At 68.4% G+C, this 26,985-nt stretch carries 25 protein-coding genes; 6 read left to right on the top strand and 19 right to left on the bottom strand.

Annotation, left to right across the window (positions count from 1 at the left end):
- Positions 1 to 16: 16 nt before the first annotated feature.
- The gene (locus WKC72_RS38280) at positions 17 to 1,657 is read right to left on the bottom strand and encodes a LuxR C-terminal-related transcriptional regulator (protein WP_370181366.1); all 1,641 of its coding nucleotides are present in this window, start codon (positions 1,655 to 1,657) and stop codon (positions 17 to 19) included.
- 149 nt (positions 1,658 to 1,806) lie between these two features.
- Between WKC72_RS38280 and WKC72_RS38275 the strand changes: the two genes are divergently transcribed.
- A complete protein-coding gene (locus WKC72_RS38275) occupies positions 1,807 to 2,763 on the top strand; it encodes a daunorubicin resistance protein DrrA family ABC transporter ATP-binding protein (protein WP_037242175.1) in 957 nt (318 codons plus the stop codon).
- A complete protein-coding gene (locus WKC72_RS38270; protein ID WP_112301981.1) occupies positions 2,760 to 3,578 on the top strand; it encodes an ABC transporter permease in 819 nt (272 codons plus the stop codon). Before WKC72_RS38275 ends, WKC72_RS38270 begins: the two co-directional genes overlap by 4 nt.
- A gap of 65 nt (positions 3,579 to 3,643) precedes the next feature.
- On the opposite strand, the gene WKC72_RS38265 is transcribed toward WKC72_RS38270, so the two are convergent.
- The gene (locus WKC72_RS38265; protein ID WP_370181365.1) at positions 3,644 to 4,225 is read right to left on the bottom strand and encodes an NTP transferase domain-containing protein; all 582 of its coding nucleotides are present in this window, start codon (positions 4,223 to 4,225) and stop codon (positions 3,644 to 3,646) included.
- 35 nt (positions 4,226 to 4,260) lie between these two features.
- Positions 4,261 to 5,253 carry an isopenicillin N synthase family dioxygenase gene (locus WKC72_RS38260; protein WP_370181364.1) on the bottom strand — a complete coding sequence of 331 codons (993 nt, stop codon included), beginning with the start codon at positions 5,251 to 5,253 and terminating at the stop codon, positions 4,261 to 4,263.
- Positions 5,254 to 5,507: 254 nt separating this feature from the next.
- Here WKC72_RS38260 and WKC72_RS38255 point away from each other — a divergent pair, with 254 nt between their 5' ends.
- Positions 5,508 to 6,452, top strand: a complete 945-nt coding sequence (locus tag WKC72_RS38255; RefSeq protein ID WP_268791784.1) for an alpha/beta fold hydrolase — start codon at positions 5,508 to 5,510, stop codon at positions 6,450 to 6,452.
- Here the strand turns inward: WKC72_RS38255 and WKC72_RS38250 are convergent.
- Entirely contained in the window at positions 6,449 to 7,348 is a 900-nt protein-coding gene (locus tag WKC72_RS38250; RefSeq protein WP_370181363.1) for a LysR family transcriptional regulator, read from the bottom strand. The two genes, WKC72_RS38255 and WKC72_RS38250, sit on opposite strands and share 4 nt — an antisense overlap.
- Positions 7,349 to 7,512: 164 nt before the next feature.
- On the opposite strand from WKC72_RS38250, the gene WKC72_RS38245 reads away from it, so the two are divergent.
- Together WKC72_RS38245 and WKC72_RS38240 are read left to right on the top strand one after the other, a co-directional pair.
- The gene (locus WKC72_RS38245) at positions 7,513 to 8,817 is read left to right on the top strand and encodes an NAD(P)/FAD-dependent oxidoreductase (protein ID WP_037242147.1); all 1,305 of its coding nucleotides are present in this window, start codon (positions 7,513 to 7,515) and stop codon (positions 8,815 to 8,817) included.
- A gap of 9 nt (positions 8,818 to 8,826) precedes the next feature.
- Positions 8,827 to 9,291, top strand: a complete 465-nt coding sequence (locus WKC72_RS38240; protein ID WP_370181362.1) for an NUDIX domain-containing protein — start codon at positions 8,827 to 8,829, stop codon at positions 9,289 to 9,291.
- A 32-nt stretch (positions 9,292 to 9,323) separates the two neighbouring features.
- On the opposite strand, the gene WKC72_RS38235 is transcribed toward WKC72_RS38240, so the two are convergent.
- The 10 genes from WKC72_RS38235 to WKC72_RS38190 form a co-directional block, all read right to left on the bottom strand.
- The gene (locus tag WKC72_RS38235; protein WP_370181361.1) at positions 9,324 to 12,035 is read right to left on the bottom strand and encodes a molybdopterin-dependent oxidoreductase; all 2,712 of its coding nucleotides are present in this window, start codon (positions 12,033 to 12,035) and stop codon (positions 9,324 to 9,326) included.
- A complete protein-coding gene (locus tag WKC72_RS38230) occupies positions 12,032 to 12,841 on the bottom strand; it encodes a xanthine dehydrogenase family protein subunit M (protein WP_370181360.1) in 810 nt (269 codons plus the stop codon). The genes WKC72_RS38235 and WKC72_RS38230 overlap by 4 nt, the downstream gene beginning before the upstream one ends.
- Positions 12,842 to 12,845: 4 nt before the next feature.
- Positions 12,846 to 14,213, bottom strand: a complete 1,368-nt coding sequence (locus WKC72_RS38225) for an 8-oxoguanine deaminase (protein WP_370184653.1) — start codon at positions 14,211 to 14,213, stop codon at positions 12,846 to 12,848.
- Complete coding sequence (gene pucL / locus WKC72_RS38220; protein WP_370181359.1) at positions 14,213 to 15,124, bottom strand: factor-independent urate hydroxylase; 912 nt, start codon at positions 15,122 to 15,124, stop codon at positions 14,213 to 14,215. The genes WKC72_RS38225 and pucL overlap by 1 nt, the downstream gene beginning before the upstream one ends.
- A gap of 3 nt (positions 15,125 to 15,127) precedes the next feature.
- The gene (gene uraH / locus WKC72_RS38215; protein ID WP_128640095.1) at positions 15,128 to 15,457 is read right to left on the bottom strand and encodes a hydroxyisourate hydrolase; all 330 of its coding nucleotides are present in this window, start codon (positions 15,455 to 15,457) and stop codon (positions 15,128 to 15,130) included.
- The gene (gene uraD, locus WKC72_RS38210) at positions 15,457 to 15,969 is read right to left on the bottom strand and encodes a 2-oxo-4-hydroxy-4-carboxy-5-ureidoimidazoline decarboxylase (protein WP_268791781.1); all 513 of its coding nucleotides are present in this window, start codon (positions 15,967 to 15,969) and stop codon (positions 15,457 to 15,459) included. Before uraD ends, uraH begins: the two co-directional genes overlap by 1 nt.
- 44 nt (positions 15,970 to 16,013) lie before the next feature.
- Positions 16,014 to 17,333, bottom strand: a complete 1,320-nt coding sequence (locus WKC72_RS38205; protein WP_370181358.1) for an amidohydrolase family protein — start codon at positions 17,331 to 17,333, stop codon at positions 16,014 to 16,016.
- A gap of 120 nt (positions 17,334 to 17,453) precedes the next feature.
- Positions 17,454 to 18,221 (bottom strand): alpha/beta fold hydrolase, encoded by a 768-nt coding sequence (locus tag WKC72_RS38200; RefSeq protein WP_370181357.1) that lies wholly within the window; start codon positions 18,219 to 18,221, stop codon positions 17,454 to 17,456.
- Positions 18,218 to 19,282 carry an isopenicillin N synthase family oxygenase gene (locus tag WKC72_RS38195; protein WP_037242128.1) on the bottom strand — a complete coding sequence of 355 codons (1,065 nt, stop codon included), beginning with the start codon at positions 19,280 to 19,282 and terminating at the stop codon, positions 18,218 to 18,220. The genes WKC72_RS38200 and WKC72_RS38195 overlap by 4 nt, the downstream gene beginning before the upstream one ends.
- The gene (locus tag WKC72_RS38190) at positions 19,263 to 20,645 is read right to left on the bottom strand and encodes a nucleobase:cation symporter-2 family protein (protein ID WP_370181356.1); all 1,383 of its coding nucleotides are present in this window, start codon (positions 20,643 to 20,645) and stop codon (positions 19,263 to 19,265) included. The genes WKC72_RS38195 and WKC72_RS38190 overlap by 20 nt, the downstream gene beginning before the upstream one ends.
- Positions 20,646 to 20,786: 141 nt before the next feature.
- Between WKC72_RS38190 and WKC72_RS38185 the strand changes: the two genes are divergently transcribed.
- The gene (locus WKC72_RS38185; RefSeq protein WP_128640090.1) at positions 20,787 to 21,350 is read left to right on the top strand and encodes a helix-turn-helix domain-containing protein; all 564 of its coding nucleotides are present in this window, start codon (positions 20,787 to 20,789) and stop codon (positions 21,348 to 21,350) included.
- A gap of 3 nt (positions 21,351 to 21,353) precedes the next feature.
- Here WKC72_RS38185 and WKC72_RS38180 read toward each other — a convergent pair whose 3' ends face one another.
- From WKC72_RS38180 to WKC72_RS38160, 5 genes are all read right to left on the bottom strand, one after another.
- Positions 21,354 to 22,082 carry an aspartate/glutamate racemase family protein gene (locus tag WKC72_RS38180; RefSeq protein WP_370181355.1) on the bottom strand — a complete coding sequence of 243 codons (729 nt, stop codon included), beginning with the start codon at positions 22,080 to 22,082 and terminating at the stop codon, positions 21,354 to 21,356.
- A gap of 10 nt (positions 22,083 to 22,092) precedes the next feature.
- The gene (locus WKC72_RS38175; RefSeq protein WP_370181354.1) at positions 22,093 to 23,631 is read right to left on the bottom strand and encodes an NCS1 family nucleobase:cation symporter-1; all 1,539 of its coding nucleotides are present in this window, start codon (positions 23,629 to 23,631) and stop codon (positions 22,093 to 22,095) included.
- A 179-nt stretch (positions 23,632 to 23,810) separates the two neighbouring features.
- Entirely contained in the window at positions 23,811 to 24,524 is a 714-nt protein-coding gene (locus WKC72_RS38170) for a GntR family transcriptional regulator (protein WP_037242104.1), read from the bottom strand.
- Positions 24,525 to 24,534: 10 nt separating this feature from the next.
- The gene (gene puuE / locus WKC72_RS38165; RefSeq protein ID WP_112301964.1) at positions 24,535 to 25,467 is read right to left on the bottom strand and encodes an allantoinase PuuE; all 933 of its coding nucleotides are present in this window, start codon (positions 25,465 to 25,467) and stop codon (positions 24,535 to 24,537) included.
- Between the two features lie 222 nt (positions 25,468 to 25,689).
- The gene (locus tag WKC72_RS38160; protein WP_112301963.1) at positions 25,690 to 26,937 is read right to left on the bottom strand and encodes an aldolase/citrate lyase family protein; all 1,248 of its coding nucleotides are present in this window, start codon (positions 26,935 to 26,937) and stop codon (positions 25,690 to 25,692) included.
- Positions 26,938 to 26,985 lie beyond the last annotated feature (48 nt).

The raw sequence follows: 26,985 nt of genomic DNA, 5'->3' as shown, positions 1-26,985 counted from the left end.
GACCGTATGGGTACTTTCATGCAGACGGCCCGACGAGACGATGCTCGTAGGCATAGGCCGTGGCCGCCGACCGCGACGAGATCCCCAGCTTGACGAAGATGTTGCTCAGGTGCCGCGCGACCGTCTTCTCGCTGAGGAACAGTTCCGTCGCCACCGCCCGGTTGCTCTTGCCCGCTGCCACGAGGCGCAGCACGCACACTTCTCGCGGGGTCAGGGGAGTGCTGACCGTCGGGTCGGGGCGGAACTCTGCCCGCAGTCGCTCGAGGTCCGGGACCGCACCCAGTTGCCGGTAGGTGGCGGACGCGAGGTCGTGCTCCATCTGCGCGGTGTCGTCGTCCCCCAGGTCGCGGCACACCAGCGCGACCGACTCCCGGACCCGCGCGCACTCGTAGGGCGCGCCGATGTCCTGCCAGCGCCGCCACGCGTCGCGCAGAACGGTCAGTGCGTCACTGCCCCGGCCCTCGGCGTGCAGCACCGATCCCGACGCCTGCGCGGACAGTGCGGACAGGTAGGGGATCGCGAACCGTGTTGCGGTCGAGTCGAGTTCGTCGGCGGCTGTTCGGGCTGCCGGGACGTCGCCGGCGGCGAGCAGGATGTCCACGCAGGCCGGCAGCAGCCGGGCGCGCTCCACGGCGCCGGTGGACGCGTCCACCGCACAGCGGATCGACGCGGCCGCGCTGCCGACCCGTCCCTGCGCCATCCGCAGCAGCGCGAGGCCGGGCTGCGGGCGCCTGCCCCAGCGGTTCGCCTCCAGGAACAACTTCTCGGCCTGGGCGACCTCGCCGCGCAGGCGGTGGAGGTCGGCCATCACGTAGGCGGCGGACCCCGCCGCGGCATGCGAGGAAAGTCGCTCATGCGCCCGCCGCGCCGAGTCCATCGCCGTGGGCCACTCGCCCTGCAGTTGCAGGATCTCGGCGCGGTGGACGAGGCACTGACCGCGGTAGGGGACGAGGTCGGGTTGCGAAGAGCACCACTCCTCCAGCGCCACAGTCCATTCCCTGGATCGCCGGAGATCGCAGATGTTCTGGCACTGCTCGATCACGGCGCAGTAGACGATCCCCGCCACCACCGGGGACACCTCGTCGGACGTCACCCCGACCATCGCCTCGTCGAATGCGGACACCGCCTCGGCAACGTCCCCCAGGAGGACGAGCGAATGGCCGGTGCCCAGCACACCGAGCGTCGTCAGATCCGGGTCGGCGAACCGGGTGCCCGTCTCCATCACCGTGCGGAAGATGTCCCGGGCGGCGGTGCCGTCACCGTCGTCGATCCGTTGCAGTCCCTGCGGCACCAGCAGATAGCCGCGCTCGGCGCAGTCCGTGCCCGCGGTGTCCAGTAGCCGCTGGGCCTTGCCCAGCCAGCCGCCGCCGCGCGCCTGCTCGCCCCGCATGATCAGGACGAACGCGAGCCAGAACGCGCACCGAGCGGAGCGCACCGGTCGACCCGCGCGGGTCCACTCGTGCACCGCCCGTTCCCACCATTCGGTGCTGGCGTCGTCGTCGCCGAGCAAGTATGCGGCGGTGGCGACCAGTTCGAGGTCGTCACCGGACAGCGGGGTCTGCCGGTCGGCGTCCGACAGACGTGCGTAGGTGCCGCGCCAGTCCCGTCGTTCGTAGGCCGCACGGCCCGTCCGGAGTTCCGACGCCGCGTCGGACATCACTGTCTCCTGCCGAAGATCTGCGCGCTGACCTGCTCGGATTTCAGACTACCGCCGCACCGGGCCTGCCGGGAACGTCGAATATTCCCTGCAACCTGTCGGTGCCTCGAGTCACACTGGGTCGACACGCCAACGGATGGGAACTTCTGATGGTCGATGCGATAACGGCAGAGGGTCTGGTCAAGAAGTACGGCAAGGTCACGGCACTGGACGGGGTCGACCTCGCGGTCCCGTCGGGAACGGTGATGGCGCTGCTCGGCCCGAACGGCGCAGGCAAGACGACGGCGGTGCGGGTCTTCACCACGCTTCTCGTCCCGGATGCCGGCCGGGCGCAGGTGGCCGGTCTCGACGTCGTGCACGATGCTCGGGTGCTCCGATCGCGGATCGGCGCGTCGGGGCAGTACGCGGCGGTCGACGAGTACCTCACCGGTTTCGAGAACCTCGAGATGGTCGGGCGGCTCTACCACCTCGGGGGCAAACGCAGTAAGGCGCGCGCCCGTGAACTGCTCGAACAGTTCGACCTGGTCGAAGCGGGAGATCGCCCCGTCAAGGGCTACTCGGGTGGCATGCGCCGGCGTCTCGACCTCGCGGGTGCGCTCGTGGCCGAGCCGGAAGTGTTGTTCCTCGACGAACCGACCACGGGGCTCGACCCCCGCGCCCGGCTGGCTCTCTGGGACGTCATCGACAATCTGGTCGCGAGGGGCACCACGCTTCTCCTGACCACCCAGTACATGGAAGAGGCCGAGCGCCTCGCCGACCAGATCGCGGTGATCGACCACGGTTCGGTCATCGCCCGCGGAACCGCCGACGAACTGAAGGACCGCGTGGGCGGTGAGCGCATCGAACTGAGCGTCCGGGAGGGCATCGAGCTGTCCGTCGTGCGCGACGAACTGGCCCCGCTCGCCGCAGGCGACATCCTGGTCGAAGAGAACGTCCGGCGCGTGACGGTGCCGGTGACCGGCGGCGCGGACGCCCTCGTCGAGGCGCTGGGCCGACTTTCGAATCGAGGAGTGAAGGTGTTCGACGTCGGTCTGCGCAGGCCGACTCTGGACGACGTCTTCCTCACCCTGACCGGACACGAAGCCGAAGAGGAGCACGTCTCATGAGCGCACCACAGACGGCGTCCGTGCACACCGCGCTCGCGGACGGGCTCACGATCGCCAAGCGCAACATGATCAAGATCAAGCGCGTCCCCGACCTCATCGTGTTCACCACGTTGTCGCCGATCATGTTCGTGCTGCTGTTCGCGTACGTGTTCGGCAGCGCCATCCAGGTTCCGGGAATGTCCTACCGGGAGTTCCTGATCGCCGGGATCTTCACGCAGACAGTCATCTTCGGGGCCACGTGGACGGGCCTCGGGATGGTCGAGGATCTGCAGAAGGGAATCATCGACCGGTTCCGGTCGCTGCCGATGGCCCCGTCCGCCGTCCTCCTCGGTCGCACCTCCACCGACGTCCTGATCAACATCGTCAGCCTCGTCGTGATGTCGCTGACGGGTCTGATCATCGGGTGGCGCATCCACTCGAGCCTCGGCGAAGCGGTGCTCGGCTACCTGCTCCTGCTGTTGTTCGCCTACGCGCTGTCGTGGGTGATGGCGGTGGTCGGCCTGTGGATCCGGACACCGGAGGTGTTCAACAACGCCAGCTTCATCGTCATCTTCCCGCTCTCGTTCATCGCGAACACGTTCGTCGAGACCACCAACCTGCCCGGCCCACTCAAGGTGATCGCGGAATGGAATCCGGTCTCCGCGGTGACGCAGGCCGTGCGGGAACTGTTCGGAAACACCAACCCGGCCATGACCGTTCCCGACGCGTGGCCGTTGCAGCACCCGATCATCGCCTCACTGGCATGGTCGGCGGTCCTGCTGGTGATCTTCGTGCCGTTCGCGATCCGGCGGTACAAGAAGGCCGTCAGCCGCTGATGGTGGCCGGACCAACGGGACGCCCGTTGCGTCAGATCGAACGAGCCCCCGTTCGGTCCACAGGGCTAGCGGAGTTCGCGCGGCGAATCGACGTCGCGGCCCGACCCCAGGTCGGAGCAGTCGACCGACTCGGCACCGTGTGCCCCGAGGTACTTCTTTGCGCCGGAGTCCCCGGTGAGGCTGCGCCGCAACGGGAGCCAGTGGTCCCGGCCGATCAGCACGGGGTGGCCCGGACGTCCGCCGTAGTGACCCTGACGGAGCGCCGACCGGGCGTCGCCCGGTGGCACCGACGCCACCCGCCGGATTGCGTCGGCACCGAGGTCGGGGAGATCGACGAGGGTGATGACGACGGCATCGACGTCGTCGAACGTTGCCGCGACCTCCAGCCCCCGGCGCAGGGAGGCCGACAGTCCCGATTGCCAGTCCTCCGCGATCCCGACGGTGACGGGGACGTCGCCGGGCAGTAGGTCCTCGGCCTCCTCGGCGCGGGCACCGAGCACCACGACGGTGGGCTCGCATCCGGCCTCCGACAGCACTCGCACTCCGCGCGCGAGCCACGGCTGCCCGTCCGCGCCGACGACGAGTGCCTTGGGCAGGCCCATGCGCGAACCGGCCCCGGCGGCGAGCAGCACGCCCCCGATCGTCATCGTGGTCTCACCGGTCCGCGCAGCATGCGTTCAACTTACTTTTCCTTCGCGAAGTTCGCGTTGACGCGCTGGTAGAGGTAGTCCTCGGCGGTGATGTCGGGGTACTTGCCCGCCGGTCCGGAGATGACGACGTCGCGGTTGGCCTGGGCGAAGAACGCGAGGCTGTAGCGGGCGCCGTGGTCGCCGTCCGGTCCGGGGTTCTTGACCCGGTGGAAGTTGGACGGCAACCGGTCGTCGCTCCACCGCATGAGCATGTCGCCGATATTGCAGGTGATCGCGTCCTCGGACGGCTCGATGGGCGTCCACTCCTGGGTGTCCATCTCCTTGCCCGGCAGCACCTGCAGACCGCCCTGGCCCTCCTGCTGGAACAGCAGGGTGAGGCAGTCGAAGTCGGTGTGGGCTCCGGCGCGCCACAGGCCGAGGTCGCCGCGAAGGTGCTCCGGGATGGCGAAGTAGTGCAGCATCCGCAGGGTGCTCTGGTAGCTGTCGACCGCCGGGTCGTGGGCCTCGGCGAAGAAGTTGCGCTCGAACCCGAGTTTGTCGGCGAAGCAGGACAGCAGTCGCATCGCCACGTCCCAGCACTGCGCCTCGAATCCGAGCATCGTGTCGCGGAAACCGGCGAGTTCCTCCTCGGTGGGCCACAGGTCGCCCATGTGCGGCCGGGTGATCTGGTACGACTCCTTCTCGTCCGGGACGCCGATGGACGGGCGCACCTGGGTTTTGCTCTCCCACCCGGAGTTGAAGCCCTTCTTCAGCGGGTACTGCGCCTTCACGGCCGAATCGAGGGCGAAGAACTGCTCGGACATCGCGAACGCCCTGCGCACGTCGGCGAGGTCGATGCCGTGGTTGTAGACCTGGAAGAAGCCGACGTCGACCGCCGCGTTCCACAGCTGTTCGGTGATGTCGGAGCGTCGAGCTTCGAAGTCCGAGAGGTCGATTCGGCGGATCTCGCGGTCGGTGGTCTCCGTCCCGAGCCCACCCATACGGGATTCCTTGGTGAGTTCGTTCAGCGTGTGGCTGCCGGCCATCGTGTCTCTCCGTTCTTGATTACATGCAATCTGGCGTGATTGGACCACTATTGCGTGCAAACGTGACGAGCGGGGTCTTTGATGTGACGTGAGCGTTAAATGTATAACCTATCGATAAGGCTGGTATCGGGAGACGTGACCGCTCGGTGACCCCGCAATAATTACATGCAATCAATGGTTCTCGCCCACGCCGCGAGGTGCGCCGTACACTGGCCGGTGGCCTCGACACGCCAACAGTCGGAACGGACGGACACATGGTGGATCCGAACAGAATCGGCGAACCCGCCGGGCAAGAGTTCGCGCAGCAGTGGGGCGGCTCCGGCAGCGTCGTCGACATCGACGGTCCTGTCCACTGGGTCGAATACGGTGACGACACCGGATCTCTTCCCGTGGTCATGGTTCACGGTCTCGGCGGCTCGCATCTCAACTGGGTCCGGATCGCACCGGTCCTCGCGGAGCGCACCCGGGTGCTGACCGTGGATCTTCCCGGATTCGGGCTCAGTCCGTCCGGCCGCCGCCGAACCGGAGTCGGCGCCAATGCGAAGGTGCTGCATCGCTTCCTGAAGGACGTCGTCGGCGGTCCGGTGATCCTGATGGGCAATTCGATGGGCGGCATGATCTCGCTGTTCGAGGCGGCGGCGCACCCCGAGACGGTCTCGGCCCTCGTCCTTGTCGATCCCGCACTGCCTGTCGCGCAACGGATCCCGGACCCGCGGATCGCGGCGCAGTTCGCGATGTACTTCACGCCGTTCGTGGGGGAGCGGTTCCTGCAGTACTCGAGCAGGAAGTTGACGGACCGGCAGTTGGTCGAGCGGATGATCGACCTGTGCTTCGCCGAGCCGAGCCGGGCGTCGGAAGATTCCCTCGATGCGGCAGCGGCTCTCGCGGGATACCGGCGCGGGCTGCCGTCCGAGGATGCGGCGTTCCTTCAGGCCAGCAGGTCGCTGATGCGGGTCCTGGCTCGCCCACGCCGCTACCTCGACACCATGCGGTCGATCGCACAACCTGTTCTCCTGCTTCACGGCGACCGCGACCGGCTGGTTCCGGTCGCGGCGGCCCGCAAGGTGGCGACCGCAAACCCGCGGTGGGACAGCGTCATTCTCGGGAACGTGGGGCACACCCCCCAGCTCGAGGTTCCGGGCACGATGCTCGACCACGTGCTCACGTGGGTCGACCGGCACGGACTGATCGACGCCTAAGCCTCGGTCGCTTGGCCGGATCCGGCGATCGACTGCGCGAGCGCGCGGAACAGGTGGGTGAGTTCGGGTCTCGTCGCCGTTCCGCTCCGGACCACCCCGCACACCGGGATGCGCAGTCGGTCGTGCGCCTCGCGCAGAAAGCTCAGTCCCCGTCGGGGAGTCGCGTCGGCGGTGTCGGCGTACAGCACGGTCCACGACCGCGGGGTCGTGAGCACGTCGAGGGTGGCCGTGTGGTCGCTGGGGATCGACGGTCCGAGCATGACTCGCTGCCCGACCTGCCGGAACGCGTCCTCGACCACGTTGTGGATGAGGATCTGACTGCTGCGTGGCGGTAGCAGCAGGGGGTACGGCGCCAGTTCGCTCAGGTCGACTGTCGAGACCCCCGCCAGTGGGTGTTTGCTCGACGTGACGATCACCAGGTCCTCGAGCCCGAATTCCACGGTTTCGAGCCCCGGCCGGTCGACGCCGCCGCGGATGAGCGCGAGATCGGCGTCCCCGGACGCGACGGCGGTCATCCGGTCGGTGAAGTCCTTGATGACGAATTCGATGTCCAGTTGCGGGAAGTCTTCGCGGACAAGCGATATCGCCTCGAGGCTCTGCGTCGCGAAGCTCATGCTCGCGCTGATGCGGAGCCGGTTGCGGGGATCGAGTCCCACCGACAGCGCGCGGGCCTCGAGGCCCATCATCTCGGCCGCGATGGGCATCAGGCGCTCGCCGGCCGCGGTCAGCCGGGTGGCGCGAGTCGACCGTTCCAGCAGGGTGGTGCCCAACTCGTGCTCGAGTTTGGCGATCTGATGACTGATCGCCGACTGGGAGATGAAGCAGCGCTGCGCGGCGCGCGAGAAACTGCCCTCCTCACCGACCGCGAGGAAGTAGCGAAGCTGTCGGAACTCCATGACCTGAGGTTACGTCTTTCTGGCGGATCTATGAGCAATCGAGATAACACAATTTCGATTTCCCCAGCTTACTGGCGATTAACAACGGACGATCCCTAATGTGGAGCTCATACGCGGCGCTAAGTAGACGCCTGAAGCAGGACTGAAGCAGTAGGAGGTTTTCGGTGGATCGCACACAGGTCGTCATCGTGGGATCGGGATTCGGCGCCCTCGCGGCGGCGAAGAAGCTCGGCAAGGCCGGCACGCCGTTCGTGCTGATTTCCGAGACCACCGAGCACCTCTTCCAGCCCCTCCTGTACCAGGTCGCCACCGGTGTCATCTCGCCCGGCGAGATCGCCCCGTCCATCCGCGCGATCCTCGCCAAGTACCCCAGCGGCGACGTCCGGCTCGGCCGCGTCGTCGACGTCGACCCGGACAAGAAAGTGGTCGTCTACGAGGCAGGCGGAGTGAGCCACACGATCGGCTACGACAGCCTGATCGCCGCGACGGGCGCCCGGCAGGCCTACTTCGGTCGCGACGAGTTCGCCGAGGTCACGTACGCGCTCAAGACCGTCGCCGACGCCGACCGGCTGCGCAGGCAGATCGTCCGCTGCTTCGAGGAGGCGCACACCACCTCCGATCCGGAACGTCGCCGCGACCTGCTGCACTTCATCGTGATCGGCGCCGGTCCGACCGGTGTCGAACTGGCAGGTCAGATCAAGGAACTGGCGGGCCGCTACTTCGAGAAGTCGCTCCGCGACATTACGTCCGAAGACGTCACCGTCACCCTCGTCGAGGGTGCGGGGGAGACGCTGCCGGTGTTCGGCGGCAAGCTCAGCAAGTACACGCAGGACTCGCTGGAGAAGGCGGGTGTCGAGGTGGTGCTGGGCACGATGGTCACCGACATCGACGAACACGGCGCCACCCTGTCGTCGCCGAGCACCGGCTTCGAGAAGCGCCTCACCGCGGACACGATCATCTGGTCGGCAGGCATCCAGGCCAACGACTTCGCCGCGGTGCTCGCGGAACGGACCGGCTGCGAGACCGGCCGCGGCGGCCGTCTGCTGGTCGACGAGGACCTCACGGTGGGCCGCTACGACGACGTCTACGCGATCGGCGACATGGCGTCGCTGAACAACCTGCCCGCCCAGTCGCCGTTCGCGATGCAGGGTGGACGCCACGTCGCGGCCATCATCACCGGGAAACGTGCCCTCGGAACTCCGTTCACGTACCGCGACAAGGGCAGCATGGCGATCATCAACCGGTTCCGTGCGATCACCCGCGTCGGCAAAGTCGAGCTGACCGGTGTGCTCGCCTGGTTCCTGTGGCTCGCCGTGCACCTCGTCTACCTGGTCGGATTCCGCAACCGGTACGTCGCGGTGATGTCGTGGTGCGGTTCGTTCCTCGGACACCGGCGCCCGCACTTCCACTACGCCCAGGAAATCGAACCTGCCGAGCTGCGCGACCAGCGGGAGGACGCCGCAGCCTAACCTGGGTCCATGACCGTCACCAGCGCTGGAGTACTCCTGTATCGCACAGACGATGCGGGGGTGCTCCAGTTGTGGATCGTGCACATGGGCGGCCCGTTCTGGGCACGTAAGGACGAGGCGGCGTGGTCGATCCCCAAGGGCGAATACGTCGAGGGCGAGGACCCCTACGCGGCCGCGTTGCGCGAGTTCGAGGAAGAGATCGGCGCGCCGCCACCGGCGGCGGAGTACGAGTTGCTCGGCGAATTCCGGCAGCCCTCACGCAAGGTGATCACCGTCTATGCGGCCGAGGTGAGCGACGACGTCGCCTTCGTCGCGAGCAACACGTTCGAGCTGGAGTGGCCGCCACGGTCGGGGAAGGTTCAGCAGTTCCCCGAGGTCGACGACGCCCGCTGGTTTCCGGCGGACGTCGCCGAGACGAAACTGGTCAAGGGGCAGCGTCCGATGGTAAGAGCATTGCGGCTTCGCCGCCCGTGAGTACTTATTAACGTCCCGCGGTTAATAAGCACTCACGGGCGCGGAAGCGCACGCCAGACGGCGGCGGGGGTCATCGGGATACGACGAAGGCGGGCGCCGGTGGCGTCCGCGATCGCGTTGGCCAGGGCGGGGGCGACCGGGTTGTACGGGGATTCGCTCATCGACTTGGCGCCGTGCGGGCCGAGTTCGTCGTAGGTGTCTACGAAGTAGACCTCGGTGTCCGGCACGTCCACGAGCTGCGGGAGGTGATAATTCCGGAGCTGCGGGTTGAGTACCGTCCCGGCGCCGTCGAGCAGGATCTCCTCGTACAGTGCGCTTCCGATCGCCTGTGCGACGCCGCCCTCGACCTGCCCGCGGCACTGCTGCGGATTGAGGACCGTGCCGGCATCCGCCGCCTGGATGGACTGCAGGATCCGGACCTCCCCGGTGACCGTGTCGACCGCCGCCCGGAACGCGTGCACGTTGAACACCACCGAGCGGGGGGTGCCGTCGTGCCTGCCTTCGGCGCGGATCGGTCCCTCGGGCACCAGCTTGTCGAGTTCGACAACCCGCCCGGCGACCTCGACCGCGTCGGGTGTCAGTGCGCAGTCGCTGTCCTCGGCGGCACCTGCGATGCGGCGGGCGACCTCGAACAACTGCTCCCGCAACCGGGTCCCCGCAAGATGGACCGCCTTCCCCGCGACCACCGTGCCTGCCGAACCGAACGCGCCGGTGTCGTGCCCGGCGACGTCGGTGTCGGATTGCAGGACGGTGATCCGGTCGGCGGTGGTGCCCAGCGCGGACGCGGCGAGCTGGGCGTGGACGGTGGTGGTGCCGTTGCCGAACTCGGCTGTGCCCACCCGAAGTTCGTACCGGCCGCCCTCGACGAGGGTGCAGGACACGTCCGCGAAGTGCCCCCGCGGCGGGATGGTCGCGATCATGGACGCCGCCATGCCCTCACCGACCCGCCACTGCGGTCCGTCCGGCGGGCGCACGTCGTTGCCGCGGCGCAGTGCGGCCTCCGCCAGGTCGAGGCACTGGTCGAGCCCGTAACTGCCGTATGTGAGGTCGCCGTGCTCCACCTCGAAGTTGACGAAGTCGTCGCCCGGAACGACCACGTTGCGGCGGCGCAGTTCGAACGGATCGATGCCCAGCTGCGTCGCCAGCTGATCGAGCGCGGACTCCACCGCGAAGATGACCTGGCCAAGTCCGTAGCCGCGGAACGCCCCGGACGGCAGGTTGTTGGTGTAGACGGCCTGGGCGTCCACCCGCTTGTTCGGCGACCGGTACAGCGCAACGGATTCGCTGCAGCCGTGGAACATCACGCCCACCGAATGATTGCCGTACGCCCCGGCGTCGGAGAGCACGTCGACGGCGAGTGCTGTCAGCTTTCCGTCGCCGTCGGCCCCGACCTTCACCGAGACCCGCATGGGGTGCCGGCACGGGGCGATCGTGAACTGGTCGGAGCGGGTGAACTCGTACTGCACCGGTCTGCCGGTGCGAAGAACGGCGAGGGCGACGAGGTCCTCCACCAGCATTTCCTGCTTGGCGCCGAAGCCGCCCCCGATGCGGGCGGTGAACACCCGGACCTGGGAGCGGTCGAGCGAGAACAGGTGGGCGAGTTCGTCGCGGACGAGGAAGGGCACCTGGGTGCTGCTGCGGAGAGTGAGCCGCCCGTCGGGGTCGAGCCAGCCGATGGCCGAATGGGTTTCGAGATGCGCGTGCTGCACGCGTTGCGTCTGCCACGTGCCCTCCACCACCGCGCCCGTGTCCCGTGCCGCGGCGAGCCCGGCGGCGAGGTCGCCGACTTCGCCGTGGACCTCGGCCACCAGGTTCCGGGCCGGGTCCGCGATCCGGGAATCGGCGCCCTTGTCGCCGTGCAGCAGGGGTGCACCGGGGCGGCGTGCCAGGTCTGGGTCGAAGACCGGTTCCAGTACTTCGTACTCCACGTCGATCAGTTCCACTGCGCGCCGGGCGATGTCGACGGAGTCCGCGACGACGGCCGCGACGCGCTGTCCCCGGAACCGGAGGGTCGTGTCGAACACGTAGGTGTCGTCGGGGTCGTCGGTGCGGAACTCGTGGCGGGCCGTGGAGAAGGCGACGTCGGGACTGTCGTGGTGGGTGAGCACCGCGTGGACGCCGGGCAGCCTCTCCGCGGCGGACGTGTCGAGGCGGGTGATGCGGGCGTGCGCGTGCGGGCTGCCGAGGATCTGGATGTGGGTCAGGCCCGCGACGGCCAGGTCGAGTGTGTAGGGCTCGGCGCCGCACACCACCCGGGCGGCGGCAGGCGCGGGAATGGAACGGCCGAACGACTCACCGGCACTGTCCGATTCGGTGGTGCACACGCCGCAGACGGCGTCGCGAATGGCGCGATAGCCGGTGCAGCGACACAGATTCCCCTTCAGTGAGCGCGGCAGGTCGACGCGTTGACCGGAGTCGAGCGCGGACGCGGTCACCACCATCCCGGGTGTGCAGAACCCGCACTGGAAGCCCGCCGCATCGACGAACTCCTGCTGCACGGGATGGAGTCGATCAGGACTGCCGAGACCGGCCGCGGTGGTCACTCCGCGGTTCTCGGCCCGATGCGCCGGCACCACACACGAATGCACCGGAGCGCCGTCGAGCAGCACGGAACAGGCGCCGCAATCGCCGGCGTCGCAACCCTTCTTGACCGCGAACCGCTGCTGTTCCCGCAGGAAGGTGCGCAGGCACTGACCGGGCCGTGCGTCGGCATCCACCGACTGTCCGTCGACCGTCAACTTCATTCCAGCTCCCTCCTGATCTCCTCGGCGAGGACGCCCGTGACGTGACGACGCCAGTCGGCGGCGCCGTGCGCGTCGGTCAGGTAGTCGTCGGGGGAGATCCGTTCCGACAGAGACTCGCTCAACGCGTCGGAGCCGGGAACGGCGGGGAAGCGGAGGACGAACGGGCGCACGGTCGACGCGGTGACGGTCAGCGCGAAACCGTCCGTGTCGACACGCCCCGCCAGCAGGGCGCCGGACCGTCCGAGCGGCGAGTACGCGATCTTGCGCAGCGACGTGCGGCCTCGCAGCGCGGCCGCGGGGAGGTGGATGCTGCGGATCAGGTCGCCGGCTCCGAGCACCGTGCGACCGGCGCCGGTGACGAATCGGTTAACCGGGACTCGGCGTTCACCCCCGTCGGCCGTCCAGATCAGGAGTTCGGCGTCGAGGGCGCAGCACAGCGTGATCATCGCCCCGGCCGGGAGTGCCAGCGCGAGGTTGCCGCCGACGGTCGCGGTGTGCCAGATCTTCCACGAGGCGACCAGGGACTCGGCGCACGGCCGGAACAGGTTCGTCGCCGTCCACTCGGCGGGAAGCGGTGCGTTGCAGAGATTCTCGATGGTGCACGTCGCGGCGAGCTCGAGTCCGTCGTCGTGGACGGTGATCGCCGGCCAGTCGAGGGTGGTCAGGTCCACCAGCCGGGTGACCGTCGGCTGCGGTTCCGAGTACAGCCAGGTGCCGCCCGCCAGGTACGCCGTTCCGGGTTCCGGGGCGGGCAGGTCGTCACGGCTGCGCGGGGCCGAGAGTGCCGTCACGAACGACAGATCCATCGACTCACCCCGCCTTGCGCACCAGGGCCCGGTGGGCCTGCTCGACCTCTGCGGCGACGTTCTCCTCGTTCACGGTGATCACTCTCCCACGCTCGACGACGGCTCGCCCGTTCACCAGTAGCAACTCCAGCGGCGGTGTGACTCCGAGTACGAGCGCCGCCACCGGATCGGTGATGCCGGAATGTGCGAGGGTGTCGACCCGCCACAGTGCGAGGTCTGCCAGCTTGCCCGGCTCGAGGGAGCCGAGGTCGTCCTCCCTGCCGAGGACGCGGGCCCCGCCGCGCGTGGCGAGTTCGAGGGCGGTGCGCACCGTCATCTCACCCGGGCCGCCGCGGGCCCGCGCGAACAGCACGGCGTGCCTGGCCTCCTCGAGCATGTTGCACGCCTCGTTGCTGGCGGCGCCGTCGACTCCGAGCCCCAGCGGGACCCCCGCCGCCCGGAGGTCCTTGGCGCGGGCGATCCCGGCGCCGAGGCGCGCATTGGACGTGGGGCAGTGGGCGGCCCCGGTGCCGGTGCCTGCCATTGCGGCGATCGCGACGTCGTCCAGGTGGACGGCATGCGCGTACCAGACGTCGGGGCCCACCCAGCCGAGTTGCTCCATGTACTGCACCGGGGTGCAGCCGAACCGCTCGAGGCAGAAGTCCTGCTCGTCAACGGTTTCCGCGAGGTGGGTGTGAAGCCGCACTCCTGCGGAACGGGCGAGGGCCGCGGCCTCGGTCAGGAGGTCGCCGGTGACGGAGAACGGGGAGCAGGGGGCCACCGCGATCCTCAGCATCGAGTCGGGAGCCGGGTCGTGCCACCGGTCGATGACGTCCTGGGTGCCCTTCAGGACGTCCTCGAGGCGTTCCACCACCGAGTCGGGTGGCAGTCCACCTTGACTGTGACCGAGGTCCATCGACCCTCGGCTGGGGTGGAACCGGAGCCCGACGGTCTGCGCGGCCTCGATCTCGGCGCCGAATACGTCGCCGCCGTCGCGTGGCACGACGTAGTGGTGGTCCGTCGTGGTCGTGCACCCGTGCTTCGCCAGCCAGGCGAGACCGCCGGTGGCCGCGGTCCGGACGGCGTCGGCGTCGATCCCCGCCCAGATCGGGTAGAGCGTGGTCAGCCAGCCGAACAGCGTGTCGTCGGCGGCGAGCCCGCGGGTGATCCACTGGTACAGGTGATGGTGTGTGTTCACCAGCCCGGGAGTGAGCAGGCAACCCCGTCCGTCGACCACTCGCGCACCGTCGATCACGGGCGCGGGACCGGCACCGACGTCGACGATGCGGTTGCCCCGCACGACGACGTACCCGTCCGGGTACTCGGTACCCGCCGCGTCGACAGTGGCGACGTACGCGCCGGAGACGACGACGGTGCCCGGGCCGGCGTTCATCAGCTGAGCCAGCCCGCGTACGCGGACCACGCGGGTCCGGCGTCCGGGGCGTCGGACCGCTGCACCGTCGCCTGGATCAGGCCGTACGGGCGGTCGGCGGCGTGGAATACCTCGTTGTCGTTCTCCACTCCGAAGCGGGCGAGGTCGTGGGCGAAGTGGTGCTTGTTGGGCGCGGACAGGCGCACTTCCGCGAGCACGGGGTAGCGCTCGAGGATCGCCTTGCCGATCTCGTACAGCGTCTGCTGCAGGGCGAGCGAGTGGACGGTCGCGAAAGTCGCGACGATCTGCTCCTTGATGCCCGCGTAGACACCGTTCCAGTCGACGTCGGTGGTGACGAACCGCCATTGCACGACAAGCGAAGTCGCCATCACCCGGTCGTGGGTCTCCTCGAGAACCGTGTACTCGTCCTTCAGGAATCCGAAGAACTCGCTGCCCGTGGACTTGAGGATCACCAGATCCTTCAGCCCGCCGACGACCCACGTGCCGTCGGCGTCGACGGTGATCGCCGCGGTGCGCACCTCCTCACCCTTGCGCACCCAGGTGTGGTCGTGCTCCGCCCCGTCGACCACCGCGCGCTGCCACGCGTATCCCTCGATCTCGATGCGGGCGCCCTCGACCGGGGCCACGTCGTCCACGAAGTGTCGTGCCAGTGTCAGCCCGTACTCCTCGATGGAGTCGAGCCCCTTCTCCTTCGCGTAGGAGTACGCCGTCTGCTTCTGGGTGTCGGTGGGCAGCACCGAACTCTGGTCGCCGGCGAGATGCGCCGCCGAGAAGTCGCCGCGCAGGCAGGTCGACACGCTGACGTCCCGGATCTCGTGCCGGGGGGTGTCGCGGTAGATCCGCACGATGCGGTTCTCGGCTTTGCCGTACTGGTTGTCGCCCAGGACGATGGCGCCGGTGAGGTCGGTCATTCTTCAGCTCCCGCGGTAGGTGGAATAGGCGAAGGGGGACAACAGCAACGGGACGTGGTACCCGCGTTGCGGGTCGTCGAGGACGAACGTGACGCACACCTCCGGGTAGAACGTCTCCTGGCCGCGGGCGGCGAAGTATTCGCCGGTGTCGAAGGCCAGCGAATAGGTGGCCGCGATCAGACCCTCGGGTGCGATCTCGGCGATCCGGCCGTCCGTATCGGTCGCCGCGCTCGCGATGACGTCGCCTTCGGGTGACAGCAGACGGACGTGCATCCCGGCCGCGGGTGTGCCGTCGGTGGCGTCGAGCACGTGGGTGCTGAGGATCTTGGACATCAGTGTGCCGTGTCTCCGATCTCGCCGAGAAGGCGTTCGAGGCGTATCCGGTTGATGGCGGCCAGTTCGGTCCGCAGGATCTTGCGCTCCGTCGCGCTGTCGTTGCCGAGGCGGTCGCGCAGCACGTCCAGCAGTTCGTGCGCCGACCGGCCGGACGCGCACACCAGGTAGACGTGCCCGAACTTCTGCTCGTACTCCTCGTTACCGGCCCGCAGGCGCGCGCGGACGTCGTCGTCGGCGGCGGCGACCGCCGATTGTTCGCGAGCGGACGACGGGTTGTCCGCCCGGTCGCCGATCCTCGGGTGGCCGGCCAGGGCCGCGTCGACCTCGGACTCCGTCAGGTCGCCTAGCACGTTCTCGGCGGCGGTGTACAACGCGTCGGCGGACGGAAACGGACGACCGGCGGCCATCCGCTGCGCCCACACCGTCGACGAGCAGCACTGCACGAGCAGGTCGACGGCCCGCGCGACGCTCAGTGCGTTGAACGCGATCAGGCCGGGCGGTTCGGTCATGAGGGCTCCTCGCTCGTGCGCCTTTTCGGTACCTCTGGCTACCACTATGGCGCACCGGTGGCGGTCAATTCGGCGATAAGCCCCGCTTCGTCGACCCTGGTGCTGTGTCCGTCGCGGATCAGCACTTCGCCGTCGACCAGCACGGTGTCGACGATCTGCCGGCTCCCGGTGGTCAACAGCGTCGCGCCCGGGTCGCGGACCGGTAGGCAACCGAAGTCGCGCTCGAAGCGGATCAGCGTCAGGTCGGCCGCGCCGCCGACGGCCACACCGTTCGGGCGGGACGCGAAACCGAGATTCTCGTTCGCGCCGTTCGTCGCGAGGTCCATCATGGCGTCGAAACCGAACAGGTCGGCCGTCTTGCGATGCGCCCGCTGCACGTACGCGCCCATGCGCAGCGTTTCGAGCATGTCCTGGGTGTCGTTGCTGGCGGCGCCGTCGACGCCGAGCCCGACCGCGATCCCCGCCTCGAGCATCTCCGGGACGGGGGCGACGCCGCTGCCGAGACGCATGTTGCTCATCGGGTTGTACGAGACGGCCACACCACGACGGGCCAGCACCGCGCGCCCGTGGGCGTCGAGTTCGCAGCAGTGCACGGCGAGCAACCGGTCCCACAGGAACCCGCTCCTGTCGAGGTAGTCGACCGCGCCCGCGCCGGCGTGTTCGCGGCACATCACGTCGTCGGTGGTGGTCTCCAGCAGGTGGATCGACACGGTCATGTCGCGTTCGCCCGCGAACTGCCGCACCGCCGCCATCCCCTCCGGTGTCAGCGACCGGGGGTTGGGGACGGCCAGACCGACCGTGACGCGTGTGCCGTCGGCCTGCTTGACCAGCTGGTCGGTGTGCTCGAGCACCCCGGGCAGCGGCTGCAGGAGGCGCGGGTCGACGCCCCACTTGCGCGTTGTGTCCGCGCGGTCCGCCACTCCGCGGCCGAGGAGCGCCCGCACGCCGGTGTCTTCCAGGGCACGCAGCACCGCGTCGTGCACGTCCGGAGACGGATGCGGCCACATGTGCTCGACCAGCGTCGTCGTGCCGCTGCGCAGGGCGTCGAGGCTTGCGGCGACCGCCGCCAGGTAGGCGCGCTCCGGGGTGATGACCGCGGATTCCTCACCCACGGTCAGCAGCCAGCTGAGCAGCGGCTGCCCTTCGCCGATGCCGCGCATCAACGACTGCTGCAGGTGGGTGTGGGTGTTGACGAATCCGGGGATCAGGTACGCCCCCGACCCGTCGACCGCCGTGGCCCCCGACGGTGCCGGAGCGGTCGGGCGGATCTCGGTGAACAGACCGTCGGCGATCAGGACGTCGCGGTGTGGCAGCCAGCTGCCGTTCGAGTAGACGGTGACATCGGAAATCAGATCGGCATGCATCCGCATCCTCCATGGGTGCTCGGGAGTGCGGCTGGTTCGCGCCCGCCGGACACGGGTTCGCACATTGCTCGTTTCAGCCATGGGCAATGTGCTCCGAAATATAGCGAGATCGTGTTTCCATCAGATTTCCTGTGCAGAAACAGGTTTCGGGCCGACGACGGCGCAGAAATCGACGAGTGCCGCGACCAGGGCCTCGCGCGCCGACAGTTGCGGGGCGTGATCGCTGTCCAACGTCACCACCCGCGCGCCCGGCACCCGGTCCTGCATCGCACGCTGCGTCACGAGCGGCACCGAACGGTCGAGCGTCGCCTCCACGTACAGGCGGGGGATGGAGCCGAACCGCTCCGGCGTCCACGCCGGGGCCATGAGACGCGCAGTCTCGAGTTGCGGCAGCAGCTTTCGCGCGGCAGCGATCGCATCACCGGCCGACGATTCGTGAAAGAACACGGCGGCCGCGGCTTCCGGGGGCACAATGGTCCCGGATCCGTCGGGGGTCGACTGCAGCCAGGCCGAGATCCCGACCGGTTCCGGTAGGCGCAGGTCTGCGCAGAGGTCGCCGAAGTTGCTTCCCGAGGGCAGCATCATTCCGGCGACGTACGCCACACCTGAGATCCGGTGCGGAATGCGCTCGGCCACTTGGGTGGCCACGATGCCGCCTCCGGAGTGTCCGACCACGAACACGGGCCCGTCCAGCGAAACGATGTGCGCCACGACGACATCCGACACGGCGTCCAGATCGGTTCGCGCACCGTCCGGCCAGGTTCCCACGCCGGGAAGGTCCAGCGGGTGCGGCTCGTACCCGCTGTTGCGCAACGGCTCCAGAAGTGTGTCCCACACCCAGTTGCCCGCCCAGGCGCCGTGGATCAATACGACGTGCCCACGGGTCACCGGGCGGCCGCCCGGTCCGCCGCGGCGAGGACTCGCTCGGCCTCCCGACCCGCGGCTGTGTTCTTCTTGCCGTGACGCGAACCCGCCAGTTTCGCCTTGATGTGCTCACGGACCGTCACCGGTGCGTATCCGTCGTCGGAGTGTTCGCACAGTCCCGGCAGGGTCGCGATCACCGCGTCGACGTTGCCGTCGTGGAAGAACGCCGCCGATCGCCGGCGCTTGATCGTTCCGTCGACGACGGGCGGAGTCACCCGGTGCAGCGTCGACATCCACCGGTCGTTCGTGAGCCGGGCGGTGAGATCGCCCAGGTTGACGAGCAGTGCGCCCGCCGCGGGGCTCACATCGTGCCAGCGCTCGTCGCGCCCGAGCACCTGCAGGCCGGCCACACGATCGGCCCACAGCACGGTGACAAGTCCGAAGTCGGTGTGCTCACCCATGCCGGTCAGCTCGCCGTCGAGGGTGACGCTGCCCTCCGGCAGCGCGTAGTTGTTCATGCGGAGGACGTCGATGGAATGGTCGGTCAGGGCGGTGAAGAAGCCCGGATCGAGCCCGAGGGCGTCGGCGAAGATCCGTGTCAGGGTGCGGGCGACGCGCTCGCCGTGCGCGTAGTAGGCCTGCACGGCGTCCGTGAAGGAGGGCACCTCGGGCCACACGTTCAGCCCGTAGTCGTCCTCGGACAGGTCCAGGTCCGGGAACGACCGGGCCTCCGTTCCGACGTTGTAGGCCTCGAAGAAGTCGTTCATCCGGGTGGCCGATTCGACGCCCAGGCTGAGGCTGAGCGACTCGCTCTTCGGCGGGCTGTACCCGCGGTTGGCGCCCTCCACGCGATACGTCTTCTTCGTCTCCAGGGGCAGCGCGAAGAAGTCGTCGACGGCGCCGGCGAGTCCCTCGATCACCGGTTCGGGGATGCCGTGACCGAGGATCTGGATGAATCCGACAGTGGCGCACGCCGAGTCGATTTCGCGCGCCACCCGGGCGCGTTCCGTGTCGGACCCGCCGGTCACGTACGGGGAGATGTCGATGACGGGGACGTCGAACGGCTCAGGCACGGGCGGCAACATGCGGCTCCTCGGAGGTCGGGGGAACGGGTTCGGTTGCGATGACGGGTGCGGAGGCGGCGCGGGCGGCAGCGCCGATCCGGGTGTGGTTGAACAGCAGGTTCAGGGAGAACGCGGAGATGGCGGCGAGGGTGATGCCGCTGCCGAGCAGGATCTGGGCGGACGAGTCGAAGTGCTCGAACATGCCCTCGGCGAACTCGGGGAGCAGGCCGATGCCCACCGACACCGCGACGATGGTGGTGTTGATCCGGTCGCTGAGATCCACCTTGCGGAGCGTGTTCATCCCCACCACCGCGACCGTCGAGAACAGGATGATGCCGACACCGCCGACGACCGGCGCGGGCAGGGCGGCGACGACGGTGCCCATCTTCGGGATCAGTCCGAGGACGATCAGGATCGCACCGCTGGTGGCCGTCACGTAGCGGCTGTGGACGCGGGTGGTGGCGACGGCTCCGACGTTCTGCGTGAAGATCGTGTCGACGAACGCGTTGAAGATGCCGCCGAGTACGCCGGACAGCGCATCGCCGACGAGGCCGCGGGCCACGTCGCCCTTGGTGAGGGGCTTCCCGGTGATCTCGCCGAGCGCCAGCATGCTCGCCGTCGACTCCGCGAACACCACGGCCATCACGATGCTCATCGCCACCACCGCCGTGACCGGGAACTGCGGCGCCCCGAAGTGGAACGGAGCGGTGATGCCGAACCAGGGGCTGCCGGACACGCCGCCCAGGTCGATCAGGCCCATCGGAATCGCGACGAGCGTGCCGATCACGAGGGCGAGGAGCACGCCGAGTTGGGTCCAGATCCCGCGGCCGAGGCAGAGGAAGGCGATCGCGACCAGCACGACCACACCGGCGAGCATGATGTTGCCGGGATCCGCGAAACCGTCTGCCGTCGGATCGTTTCCGACGATGAGGCCGGCGGCGACGCCGATCAGAGAGATGCCGACGACGGTGAGGACGACCCCGGTGACCAGCGGTGGGAAGAACCGGATCAGCCGCGCGAACGGCACGGCGAGGGCGAGTCCGACCAGGCCGCCTGCGAGCATCGAACCGTACACCGCCTGCAGCCCGTATTCCTTGGCGATGAGGATCATCGGAGTCAGCCCGGCGAACGTGGCGCCGCAGACGATCGGCAGCCGTGCGCCGGCCAGCTTCCCCACCCCGAGGCTCTGGATGATCGTGATGATGCCGGCGATCAGAAGGTCGGCGCTGATCAGCAACGCGACGGTGGACTTGTCGAGTCCTACTGCGGCACCGAAGACCAACGGGACGGTGATGCAGCCGGTGTACATGATGAGCACGTGCTGCAGACCGAAGGCCGCTTGCCGCACCAAAGGCAGGCGCTGGTCGACTGCGTGGAAGGACATGGGTCGATCTCCGTCCGAGTGAAGGGAGCGTTCGAGTTCACGTTCTATTGAGCACGCCAATCTTTACTAAGCAGGGTCAATTTCGTTTCGTCCGTGTTATCAGTCGCGGTTTCCGCGAAACACGGTGCTAGCGTTTGCCTCATGGACGAGGATCAACGCCAACTGGCCGTTGCCATCGGCACCGCGATCAGGTCGGCCCGGCGTGACGCGGGACTGACCCTGCGCGACGTGGCGGCCAAAACGGGACTGTCGCAGCCGTTCCTGAGTCAGGCGGAGAACGGCCACTCGGTGCCGAGCGTCATGAATCTGCACCGGGTCGCCCAGGTGCTGGGAACCACGGCGCACGCCCTGCTCGAACAGGGCGCGCGCACGCCCACCAGCCTCGTGCGCAGCCGGGAGGGCAGGCGCTTCGCGCTGTCGGACGGCGCCGTGCTCCGCTTCTGCTCCACGGGCGTACGCGCGATGGAACCGAACGAGGTGACCGCGCAACCGGGTTCGCAGGCCGGCGAGCACACCGAACATGCCGGCGAGGAGTTCATCTACGTCATCGACGGCAGCATCCGAGTGGAGGTCGGCGTCGAGGAGAGTTACGTGCTCGACCGGGGAGACACGCTGTACTACCCGGCCACCGTGCCGCACCGGTGGTTCAACGACGCCGCGGAACCGGCACGGTTCCTCATCACGAGCACCCCGCCGTCCTTCTGACGGTCAGCGGCCGAAACCCTCGAGCAGCCCGGTGTACTTCTTGGGCAGGGGAGTCGCGAATTCTCCGCGCGCGCCGGTCCGCAATCCCAGCGTCACGAGGGACTGGACCATGAGGGTGGCCGCCGCCACGCCGTCGACGACCGGCACCCCGAGTTCCGCCGAGATGACGGCGCACAGGTCCGCCATGCCCGCGCATCCCAGCACGATCGCGTCCGAGCCGTCCCGGTCGAGGGCGACGCGGCAGGCCTCGAGGATCACCTTCACCGCATCCGGGTCGCGGTCGAGGTCGAGGACGGCGATCTCGCACGCGTGCACACCGAGGCAGAACCGTTGCATGCCATACCGTTCGGCCAGTTCCCAGGCCCGGCCCCGGGTGCGTCCCAGCGTCGTGACGACGCTGAACCCGCGGCCGAGGAAGCTCGCGGCGTGCATGGCCGCCTCGGCGATCCCGAGGACGGGTCCGGAGGCCAGTTCGCGGGCAGCGTCGAGGCCCGGGTCGCCGAAGCAGGCGATCACGTAGCCGTCCACCCCGGCCTCCTCGCCGCGCGCGATCTCCTCGAGAAGCCCGGGGACACTGAGTGCTTCGTCGTAATGGCTCTCGATCGACGCGGGACCCATCTGCGGGCTCACCGCCTCGACGAGCGTCCCCGGCCCCGCGACGGAGCGCGCACAGTCGCCGATCTTGTCGGTCATCGACTGGGTGGTGTTGGGATTGACGATCTTGATATGCACGTTCGTCGACCTATGTTTCGATCGGGGCTGTGCGATGCGCGCGACGGGCACCGGTGGACAACCCGAGGTAGCAGACGAATCCGACGCCCATGCCGAGGAACCACGAGTACTGGGCCGCACCCGCCATGCCCCACACGTCGAGTCCGAACGGCTGGGCCTTGAGGATCACGGGAATCATCGCGACCAGGGCTCCGACGACGGTGGAGATGATCGCAGCGGGGTTGTAACCCTTCTTGTACCAGTATGTTCCGCCCTCGGACATGGTGAACATGTCGTCCAGGATCACTCGCTGCCTGCGCACCAGGTAGTAGTCCGCGATGAGGATTCCGAACAGCGGTCCGATGAACGCCCCCAGCGTCTCGAGCGTGTAATGGATCACCTCGGGATTGTTGTACAGGTTCCACGGTGTGATCAGGACGGATCCGACGGCGGCAATCATTCCGCCCGTACGCCAGCTGATGCGCTGCGGACTGACGTGCGAGAAGTCGAATGCCGGGGAGACGAAGTTGGCGACGATGTTGATACCGATGGTGGCGACGATGAAGGTGAGGAGGCCGAGGACGACGGCGAACAGGTTGTCCATCTGCGCGACGGTCTCGACGGGATCGGTGATCAGGCGGCCGTACACGGGCAGGGTCGCGGAGGCGGTGACGACGGTGAGGATCGAGAAGAACAGGAAGTTCACCGGGAGGCCGAGGAAGTTGCCGCGCTTGACCGCGCTGAACGTCTTTCCGTATCGGGAGAAGTCGCCGAAGTTGAGCATCGGGCCCGAGAAGTACGACACGACAAGGGCGATCGCGCCGAGCACCACGGGCACGGCAGACCAGCCGGTGTAGTTCACCTCGCCGAGGTTCAGGCTGATGTTCGACCAACCGGCCTCGCTGATCAGGTAGATCGCGAGCATCAGCATCACCACGTAGACCGCGGGACCGCAGAAGTCGATGAACTTGCGGATGCTCTCCATGCCGCGCCAGAAGACCAGCGCCTGCAGCACCCACATCGTCATGAACCCGGCCCAGCCGAGCGCCGACAGTCCGAGGAATCCGTGCTCGTGCACGTCCGCCCAGGGCGCCAGGCCCGGCCAGATCTTCAGGCCGAGGATCACGAACGCGTGCGACGCCAGGTACGTCTGGATTCCGTACCAGGCCACCGCGATGAGGCCGCGGATGATGGCCGGGACGTTGGCACCGAGAACGCCGAAGGCGCTGCGGCACATGACCGGGTAAGGGACGCCGGTGACCTGGCTGGGCTTGGCCACCAGGTTCGCGAACACGTTGACGATCGCGATACCGACCACCAGGGCGACGAGGACCTGCCAGCTGGTCAGCCCGAGCGCGAACAGGCTGCCCGCGGTGACGTAGCCGCCGACGCTGTGCACGTCGGACATCCAGAACGCGAAGATGTTGTACGAAGACCACGACTGCGTCGCGAGCGGCGCGAGATCGTCGTTGGTGAGTCTCGGGTGATAGCCGGGCTTGATCAGCCCGGCGCCGGCCAGGTGTGCACCGGGGACGGTTTCCCCCTCGTTGGAGGGCGCTGTCTGAGTCATCGTTTCGCTCCCTGGTGCAGTACGGACACGACTGCGTCGACGTAAGGGTGCCTCGGTGAAAAGCACACCACCGAAGTGCTGGGAGCAAAAGTAGTTTTCGGATATTTCCTGGTTGTGACGGCGAAGATATATTCTCGCCGGCGCACGGTCCGAGCTGAGAATATATCTTGCCGGACGGCCTACCCGGGCGTGTCCCGGAAGATTCCGGTGTCCGTCGGCAGGGCCGCGATCACCGTGTCGAGTTGTTCGTTGTGCCGGTCGGTGGCCGCCTTCAACGCCGCGGCGTCGCGGGCGAGGAACGCCGCGAGCATGTCCCGGTGCCCGAGGTGGAGGCGCAGCCGCTCAGGCGTTCCCACCTGCGACATCGGCTGCACCGGCTCGGTGATGTTCCACGCCGACTCGAACATGTGCAGCAGTCGCTGCATCCGGCACGGCGACGCCAGGGCCAGGTGGAAGTTGCGGCTCTCCCGGTGGTACGCGGTCAGGTCGTCCTCGAGAACCGAGCGGTCGAGCGCTTCGTAGGCCTCCCTGGCCCGGGCGTCGTCGGCCTCGTCGGCGAGGGTGATCGCTACGGAGTGCGCCGCCGACTCGAGAACACCCCGCACCAGGTAGAGCTCCTCGAGTTCGTCGACGGTCAGCCGGGCGACCGTGTACCCGGCGTTGGCCCGGTGGTCGACGAGACCCTCGCCGATCAGCGTCTTCAGCGACTCCCGGATCGGGATACGGCTGACGCCGAAATGCTCGGCCACGTCGTCCACCGGGATCGGGGTGCCCGGCGGGGCGCCGCCGCTGAGGATCACCCGGCGCAGCTCCTCCAGGATCACGGTCTGAGAGCTGCCGGGATCCCGGTTGGCCAGATTCGTGACCAGCATCGACGGTCGTCGCGGGGGCATCGGACCGTCCTCAGGCGGGGTGGACGTCGCGCCAGTGGCGGGCGATCTCGATGCGCCGGGCAACCCAGACGTCGTCGTGGGACTGCACGTGATCGAGGAAACGCTCCAGCGCCGCGGTGCGGGCGGGTCTGCCGACGATGCGGCAGTGCAGACCCACGGACAGCATCTTCGGCGCCCCGGCCGTTCCCTCCGCGTACAGGACGTCGAACGCGTCCCGCAGGTGCGCGAAGAACTGCTCGCCGCTCGGGAAACCGCCGGGCGACGCGAACCGCATGTCGTTGGTGTCGAGGGTGTACGGCACCACCAGATGGTCGACGAGACCCTTCCCGGGGGCATCGACCTTCACCCAGTAGGGCAGGTCGTCGGCGTACGAATCGGAGTCGTATTCGAAACCGCCGTGCTCGACGACCAGCTGCCGGGTGAGCGGGGAATCGCGGCCGGTGTACCAGCCCAGCGGTGCCTCACCGGTGAGGTCGCGCAGGATCTCCACCGCCTCGGCCAGGTCCTTGCGCTCGGCGTCCTCGTCGGAGAGCTGGTACGACTTCCACCACAGGCCGTGGCAGGCGATCTCGTGACCGAGTTCGCGAAAGGCGCTGACGGCCTCGGGGTTCCGCTGCATCGCCTTGGCCACCGCGAAGATCGTGAGCGGCAGCCCGCGTCGCTCGAATGCCCGGAGCACGCGCCACAATCCGGCGCGGGATCCGTATTCGTAGATCGATTCCATGCTCATGTGCCGGTTCGGGAACGGCTGGGCCCCGACCATCTCGGACAGGAACGTCTCCGATGCCTCGTCGCCGTGGAGCACGTTGTTCTCGGCGCCCTCCTCGTAGTTGAGGACGAACTGAACGGCGATCTTCGCGCCGCCCGGCCACTGCGGATCGGGCGGGTGCTGCCCGTATCCGACCAGGTCACGGGGGTAGCTGGAGTCGAAAGCGTGGGTCATGATTCCAAGCCTGCCCGACCGGCCGCGGTCAGGGAACCCCACAGGCGCAACCGCGCCGTGCCGCCGTCCCGTTCGCTCGCCTCGCCGGGGGGCGGACTGTGGAAGCTGGGCGCGGTCAAGGTGTTCGGGGTCACGGGTGCGGCTACCTCCTGATCGGGCGTGGGGGCAAGTGTAGGGCGTCGGAGTGGGTGGTGCGGGCGGCCCTCGTGCGCGCCGAGGTGCTCAGCTGCCCGGAACCACCGCCCGGGTGAGGAGGTCACGCAAGGTGTCCACCGTGCATCCGGGGGCCTGCGTGCGGACCGCGTCCTCGTCGAACGCGCCGCACGCCAGCCCCCGCAGGATCACCGTCGCGAGCGCCTGCGCGGTCGCCGGTTCGTCCATCACCCCGCCGCCCTGGCGGTCGAGGTAGGCCTGCACACGGGTGGCCGCGGCGGGCAGCGCACCGCGGTAGAAGTCGAACGTCGCGAGCCAGCGGGTGATCAAGTGCCCGGGATGCATGTCCCATCCCTGGTAGTACCCGCGTTCGAGCGAACGGGTGACGAGCCGGTGGTGCCGGGCGAGCGCGGCGTGGACTTCCTCGTCGCTGCCCTGCGGGACGACCTGGGTGGATCCGTCGCATACCCACACCCCGGTCTGGGCCGCCGCCACCAGCATCACGGACTTGGCGTGATCGGCCACCGGATGCTCGAGCGACTGGAACCGGGACGCGATTCCGCAGGCCGCGCTGTAGTCGTAAGTGCCGTAGTGCAGTCCGGTGCAGCGCCCGTCCGCGAGGTGGATGGCCTTCGCGACGGTCACGGTGCCGTCCGGTCCGAGCACGGCCTGCGGGCTCTCGATCTGCAACTCGAAGAGCAGCGACCTGTCGGGGAGCCCGTACGCACGCTCGAGTTCCTCGCACAACGCGACGACGGCGGTGACCTGCTGGGCCGCACGCAGTTTCGGCACCGTGAACACGAAGCCGTCGGGAACCCCACCCGCGCCTTCGAGGACGAGTTCGAGGGTCCGGATCCCGCGGCGGCGCTCGTGCGGGGCCAGGCCCTTCGCCCGGATGCCCAGCGACCGCGGGCCGGACGGGTCGGACGAGAGCAGTCGCAGCGTGCGTCCCGCCTCCAGTGCGGCCGCGTCCTCGACGTCGTCGCTCCGCCAGCCGTAGCCGTCCTCGAAATCGATCCGCAGATCCATGATCGGACGGTGTTCGAGCATCGCGCGGACATCGGGAAGCGCACCGGTCGTTCCGATTTCGGACAGCGCGTTCGTGTGCCTGTCCAGCAGTTCGACAGCCTGCTCACCCCACACCCTCGGGGTGTCCGGTCCGGCGTCCGCCGCACTCACGTAGACGGTGTGGATGGGCTGCGGTTGCTGTCGATCACCCGGAAAGGCGTCCGCGAGGTCGGTGTCGACGGGGTCGAGGAGTGCGTCGACGCGGTCGAAACCGCTGTCGGGGAGACGGCTGAGGTACTGGGGGTTCACGCCACGATCTTGGCAGAAACGCGGGATTCCCGTCGTCCACACCGCGCC

The organism is Rhodococcus wratislaviensis, assembly GCF_041228765.1.
Taxonomy (GTDB): Bacteria; Actinomycetota; Actinomycetes; order Mycobacteriales; family Mycobacteriaceae; genus Rhodococcus_F; species Rhodococcus_F wratislaviensis.
The sequence above is the reverse complement of the archived record's forward strand: the minus strand, read 5'-3'. Positions and strand labels throughout refer to the sequence as shown.

Bases quoted from the DNA above. Each gene is read 5' to 3' on its own strand.
- WKC72_RS38280 (WP_370181366.1), bottom strand. From the start codon at position 1,657: ATGTCCGACGCGGCGTCGGAACTCCGGACGGGCCGTGCGGCCTACGAA.
- WKC72_RS38275 (WP_037242175.1), top strand. From the start codon at position 1,807: ATGGTCGATGCGATAACGGCAGAGGGTCTGGTCAAGAAGTACGGCAAG.
- WKC72_RS38270 (WP_112301981.1), top strand. From the start codon at position 2,760: ATGAGCGCACCACAGACGGCGTCCGTGCACACCGCGCTCGCGGACGGG.
- WKC72_RS38265 (WP_370181365.1), bottom strand. From the start codon at position 4,225: ATGACGATCGGGGGCGTGCTGCTCGCCGCCGGGGCCGGTTCGCGCATG.
- WKC72_RS38260 (WP_370181364.1), bottom strand. From the start codon at position 5,253: ATGGCCGGCAGCCACACGCTGAACGAACTCACCAAGGAATCCCGTATG.
- WKC72_RS38255 (WP_268791784.1), top strand. From the start codon at position 5,508: ATGGTGGATCCGAACAGAATCGGCGAACCCGCCGGGCAAGAGTTCGCG.
- WKC72_RS38250 (WP_370181363.1), bottom strand. From the start codon at position 7,348: ATGGAGTTCCGACAGCTTCGCTACTTCCTCGCGGTCGGTGAGGAGGGC.
- WKC72_RS38240 (WP_370181362.1), top strand. From the start codon at position 8,827: ATGACCGTCACCAGCGCTGGAGTACTCCTGTATCGCACAGACGATGCG.
- WKC72_RS38235 (WP_370181361.1), bottom strand. From the start codon at position 12,035: ATGAAGTTGACGGTCGACGGACAGTCGGTGGATGCCGACGCACGGCCC.
- WKC72_RS38230 (WP_370181360.1), bottom strand. From the start codon at position 12,841: ATGGATCTGTCGTTCGTGACGGCACTCTCGGCCCCGCGCAGCCGTGAC.
- WKC72_RS38225 (WP_370184653.1), bottom strand. From the start codon at position 14,213: ATGAACGCCGGCCCGGGCACCGTCGTCGTCTCCGGCGCGTACGTCGCC.
- pucL (WP_370181359.1), bottom strand. From the start codon at position 15,124: ATGACCGACCTCACCGGCGCCATCGTCCTGGGCGACAACCAGTACGGC.
- uraH (WP_128640095.1), bottom strand. From the start codon at position 15,457: ATGTCCAAGATCCTCAGCACCCACGTGCTCGACGCCACCGACGGCACA.
- uraD (WP_268791781.1), bottom strand. From the start codon at position 15,969: ATGACCGAACCGCCCGGCCTGATCGCGTTCAACGCACTGAGCGTCGCG.
- WKC72_RS38205 (WP_370181358.1), bottom strand. From the start codon at position 17,333: ATGCATGCCGATCTGATTTCCGATGTCACCGTCTACTCGAACGGCAGC.
- WKC72_RS38195 (WP_037242128.1), bottom strand. From the start codon at position 19,282: ATGTTGCCGCCCGTGCCTGAGCCGTTCGACGTCCCCGTCATCGACATC.
- WKC72_RS38190 (WP_370181356.1), bottom strand. From the start codon at position 20,645: ATGTCCTTCCACGCAGTCGACCAGCGCCTGCCTTTGGTGCGGCAAGCG.
- WKC72_RS38185 (WP_128640090.1), top strand. From the start codon at position 20,787: ATGGACGAGGATCAACGCCAACTGGCCGTTGCCATCGGCACCGCGATC.
- WKC72_RS38175 (WP_370181354.1), bottom strand. From the start codon at position 23,631: ATGACTCAGACAGCGCCCTCCAACGAGGGGGAAACCGTCCCCGGTGCA.
- WKC72_RS38170 (WP_037242104.1), bottom strand. From the start codon at position 24,524: ATGCCCCCGCGACGACCGTCGATGCTGGTCACGAATCTGGCCAACCGG.
- puuE (WP_112301964.1), bottom strand. From the start codon at position 25,467: ATGACCCACGCTTTCGACTCCAGCTACCCCCGTGACCTGGTCGGATAC.